Origin of the sequence: Sheuella amnicola (assembly GCF_010499255.1) — a bacterium.
Classification (GTDB): domain Bacteria; phylum Pseudomonadota; class Gammaproteobacteria; order Burkholderiales; family Burkholderiaceae_B; genus Zwartia; species Zwartia amnicola.
In genome coordinates this window covers 1-3,465 of record NZ_JAAGRN010000018.1, presented here as the reverse complement: position 1 = coordinate 3,465, position 3,465 = coordinate 1, and the positions used below count along the sequence as shown (strand labels likewise).

The 3,465-nt window shown below is 44.2% G+C and carries 4 protein-coding genes; all 4 read right to left on the bottom strand.

The genetic code is table 11. From position 1 onward, the window contains the following. Positions 1-577: 577 nt before the first annotated feature. The gene (locus G3I67_RS14770; protein ID WP_203583690.1) at positions 578-1,432 is read right to left on the bottom strand and encodes a delta-class carbonic anhydrase; all 855 of its coding nucleotides are present in this window, start codon (positions 1,430-1,432) and stop codon (positions 578-580) included. A 565-nt stretch (positions 1,433-1,997) separates the two neighbouring features. Continuing rightward, positions 1,998-2,273 (bottom strand): type II toxin-antitoxin system RelE/ParE family toxin, encoded by a 276-nt coding sequence (locus tag G3I67_RS14765; RefSeq protein ID WP_163656326.1) that lies wholly within the window; start codon positions 2,271-2,273, stop codon positions 1,998-2,000. Beyond that, positions 2,270-2,608, bottom strand: coding sequence for a hypothetical protein (locus G3I67_RS14760; protein ID WP_203583689.1), 339 nt, complete (start codon positions 2,606-2,608; stop codon positions 2,270-2,272). The genes G3I67_RS14765 and G3I67_RS14760 overlap by 4 nt, the downstream gene beginning before the upstream one ends. 339 nt (positions 2,609-2,947) lie before the next feature. After that, positions 2,948-3,142, bottom strand: a complete 195-nt coding sequence (locus G3I67_RS14755; RefSeq protein WP_163656324.1) for a hypothetical protein — start codon at positions 3,140-3,142, stop codon at positions 2,948-2,950. Positions 3,143-3,465 lie beyond the last annotated feature (323 nt).

Genomic DNA, 3,465 nt, shown 5'->3' with positions numbered 1-3,465 from the left:
GTTGCCGACTCAGAAGGCCAATCAGATCGGGGAACTGTTGCCGCATCGCTGGCAATCAACTCCTGCTGCAGACTAGGGAATAACGCAACTTAGATTCTCTGGCAACATGTGTTGCCCAGACGCTTACATTGGAGCTACCCAGTCCAGAGGCGGAGGGGAAATAGATTTTTCTAGCATCTCAAGTGTCCATTAACTAATGGGCACTATGGTGACTAGATTTGAGAGAGATTTCTAGACGGTAGTGACCGGACCGTTACCTTATCGGTCAGTTTGAGGCAACATGTGTTGCCCAGACGCTTACATGCAAGCGATCAAAATCGCTGCACTATCTGTTATTTTTGGACTTCTATTTTATCTTGTGCTGTTGATTATCCTGACAGCGGTGGGCTTCAAGATGTTCTAAAAAGGAATGTTGAAACTTCGGAAATTTTCATTTCAGATCGGTACTGAACGGGGGGCACAAGTCCAGAAACGAAAAAGCCCCAGCGCGAACGCTGGGGCTTGGGTACTGATGGCCCGGGGCGGAGTCGACCAAGTAAGTGCTGGAGAGTTTCTTGGATTTATCCCCCAGACGATGCTATTTGATTTCAGAGAGTAAGTTTGGATCCACAACAATATTTCTCACGCCGTGAGCATGGTCTTCCTTAAAGGTATTTCCCGCACACCATTTCCCTACGCTTGCTGCATTTACCTTGAGGACTTTTGGATAGACATTCCACGAAACTTGCAATGGCGACCCTTTTTCATTGTATGAGGGGCCTGTCGTGGATCCTGCGTATCCGATAGGTGTTCCCATATTTTTAGGCATATTTAATGCCTGTTGGTAGCCGTCGATTTCGCCAGTCTTTGAAAGTTCCTCAAAGTCTAGTGCATTTGGATCGTTTACTAATACATAAACCTGTGCTTCGACTCGTAACTGAGGATTACTAATTGAATCATTCAGACAGGCACCTAATGTTGGACCTGGTTTCACTTGCGCAGAGCTATGAACATAATGAACTTCGATGGTGTCACCAACTGAGAGGCCGCCATGATTACTTTTGCAGATCTCAGCATCTAGTGGCTTTGATTCCGCAGGTGAAAGTTTTCCCGAATATTTATATCCGCTCTCATAGCCATGGCCATCACCATAACCAGCAAATTCGGTAAATTCGCCCCCCTTATGCTCAGCATTCTTATGCATGTGTATGTTGCAAAGATTGAGATTCTGATAAGCAGGTGCAGCACTAAAGATGCGCTTATTTGTACCTGATTTGGAACTCAAATCTCTCGGAGATTGCGGACCAAATCCCTTATCTTTTGTATTAGCACTTAAGGCCTCGTTTTGTGCTGCAAGTGTTGCCTCATTCGATGACTTATTCACATCACGTGCAAACGCTGTAGAGCTAATAAATAAAGAAACGATAGCTAGCGTCAAATTTATTGATCTCATTTTAATTTCCTATACTGGTTATAAAAAAAGGGTCTTTGATATCGGTTGATCACATCTCAAAGAAAATCAATAAAAATCCGGCTAGATTGATAGCATCTCGTACGCTAAAAACTATGGTTCAGAACGTATCAAGTAGTATCCAAACTCTCCCGCAAAAAAATACGTGAATGTGAATTCATCCGGAAATTGGATTCCTATAGCGTTCAAAAGAGTGCGAAGTTGTTTTCAAGTCCCTATTTTAGCGAATAATCTTAGTACTTAAGAACCAAATCGCTAGTAGTTATGTAGATACTGCCTGCTCACCTAAATTTGAATTGATCCCAAAACGGATCCCAAAACCAAAACAAAAAGCCGTTGATTTAGCTTGTACTAATTTTTTTAGACGCTCGAGGTTTCGTCCTTTCGAAAGGACATTTTCAATCTGTAAACCATGTGCTCGGTATGAGAGCATCCATTTACAAGCCCAAAACGAAAAAGCCCCAGCGCGAACGCTGGGGCTTGGGTACTGGTGGCCCGGGGCGGAATCGACTAAAGCCTGAGGATGTTCGATCCTGGTGGTCGTCAATTAGTAAACCTCGTCATGATTCCCAACATTGATTGGAATGATTTCATTCTCAGTAATGATGAGTTCAAGCGTAATCCTGTATTTGAGGTTGATCGAGATGCTGTGCAAGCCGTTTAGTTTTCCCTTAAGTGCATGAAGCCTCAGAGAAGGGTGGTGTGGGTTTACTGTTAATAGCTCAAGTGTTTTGGTGTACTGAGTAACTGCGTCTGGGTGCTGCTTAATGAACTTGGCCGCTTTGCGGTTGTATTGGTCAGTGAAAATTAACTGCCAAGTCATGCTACCAGCTTTGCATTTAGCTTATTGATGCGGCGAATATGTTGGGCAACGGTTTCTTTTACATATCGACCAGCGTCAAGATCGACTCTAGATTCAGCAAGTGCTGCTTCAAGTTCGCACTCACGAAGATATTGATATTGTTCCTCGCTCATCACGATATATTTGACTTGTCCGCGAACAGAAACGGCAGCCTCTGGTTGTGTGGCAAGTGCTTCTTCAATCGCTTTTACCCCCTTGGTCTTGAGGTCGTTTGCAGAGATTATGCTCATCATGAATTCCTGTTTAGCATTGCTAGCAGTATAGTCAATCGCACTATTAAAAGCACTATTAATCATCTAGAAACATCCAATTACAAGCCCAGAAACGAAAAAGCCCCAGCGCGAACGCTGGGGCTTGGGTACTGGTGGTGGAGATGTAGATTAACTAAAACTTACATTCTGCAGGTGCCGGTCGTACCAAGGTGCTGCTGTCCTAAATGAGCAATTTAGGGGAAATAGTAGGAATATCGCTGATTTCTTCGCATTGACGCAAAACATCAGACCTGTGCTGGTTTGTGTGTGCGGATGGGTCTCTCCCAATCAATACCTTCGAGCAACAGTTCCAGGTTTGCGAATACGCAGAGCTGACTAGGGCCTGTTAATGCTAAATGCGCTAGGGATCAAGGCGTCTGCGGATCAGAAGATGGGATCAGTCAGGTCACAAGCACATTGGCCAAGGCTGGCGAAGGCTGGGCCTTGACGAAACACGCCGACATTTACGATATTGCCTGCGTCCGGATCGGACAGATTATCGAGTGGCGCAACCTTCATCTCTGTTTCGGCTTGCTTCAAGTTCCCAATGATCTGTTCTTCTGTAAGCCGTTTCTTCATACTGCCCCCTGTTGAGACAGGCTCTACGTGGTTTTCGTACTAATCTGTGGTTTCAGGTTAGCAACATCACATAAAAATACTAAATCTAATTGCGATACATCAAAGCCATGTCTAGTCTTGATGAGCTATTTCAGTTGGCTTGAGAACTAATTGTATTATGACAAGCCAGTGTCATATTTCATAGGGAATTAGAAAAGTTGTCATCGGCAACTGTAAATTGATACAGGTCGGCAGGTGAAAATTGATACACCTCGACAAAGGGATAATCGTCGTTTTTTGAGCGGCGATGGTTTCATACGAGGAATACATGCAAATCAAGATCA

Coding starts and splice junctions, on each gene's coding strand:
- G3I67_RS14770 (WP_203583690.1), bottom strand. CDS start 1,432: ATGAGATCAATAAATTTGACGCTAGCTATCGTTTCTTTATTTATTAGC.
- G3I67_RS14765 (WP_163656326.1), bottom strand. CDS start 2,273: ATGACTTGGCAGTTAATTTTCACTGACCAATACAACCGCAAAGCGGCC.
- G3I67_RS14760 (WP_203583689.1), bottom strand. CDS start 2,608: ATGATTAATAGTGCTTTTAATAGTGCGATTGACTATACTGCTAGCAAT.
- G3I67_RS14755 (WP_163656324.1), bottom strand. CDS start 3,142: ATGAAGAAACGGCTTACAGAAGAACAGATCATTGGGAACTTGAAGCAA.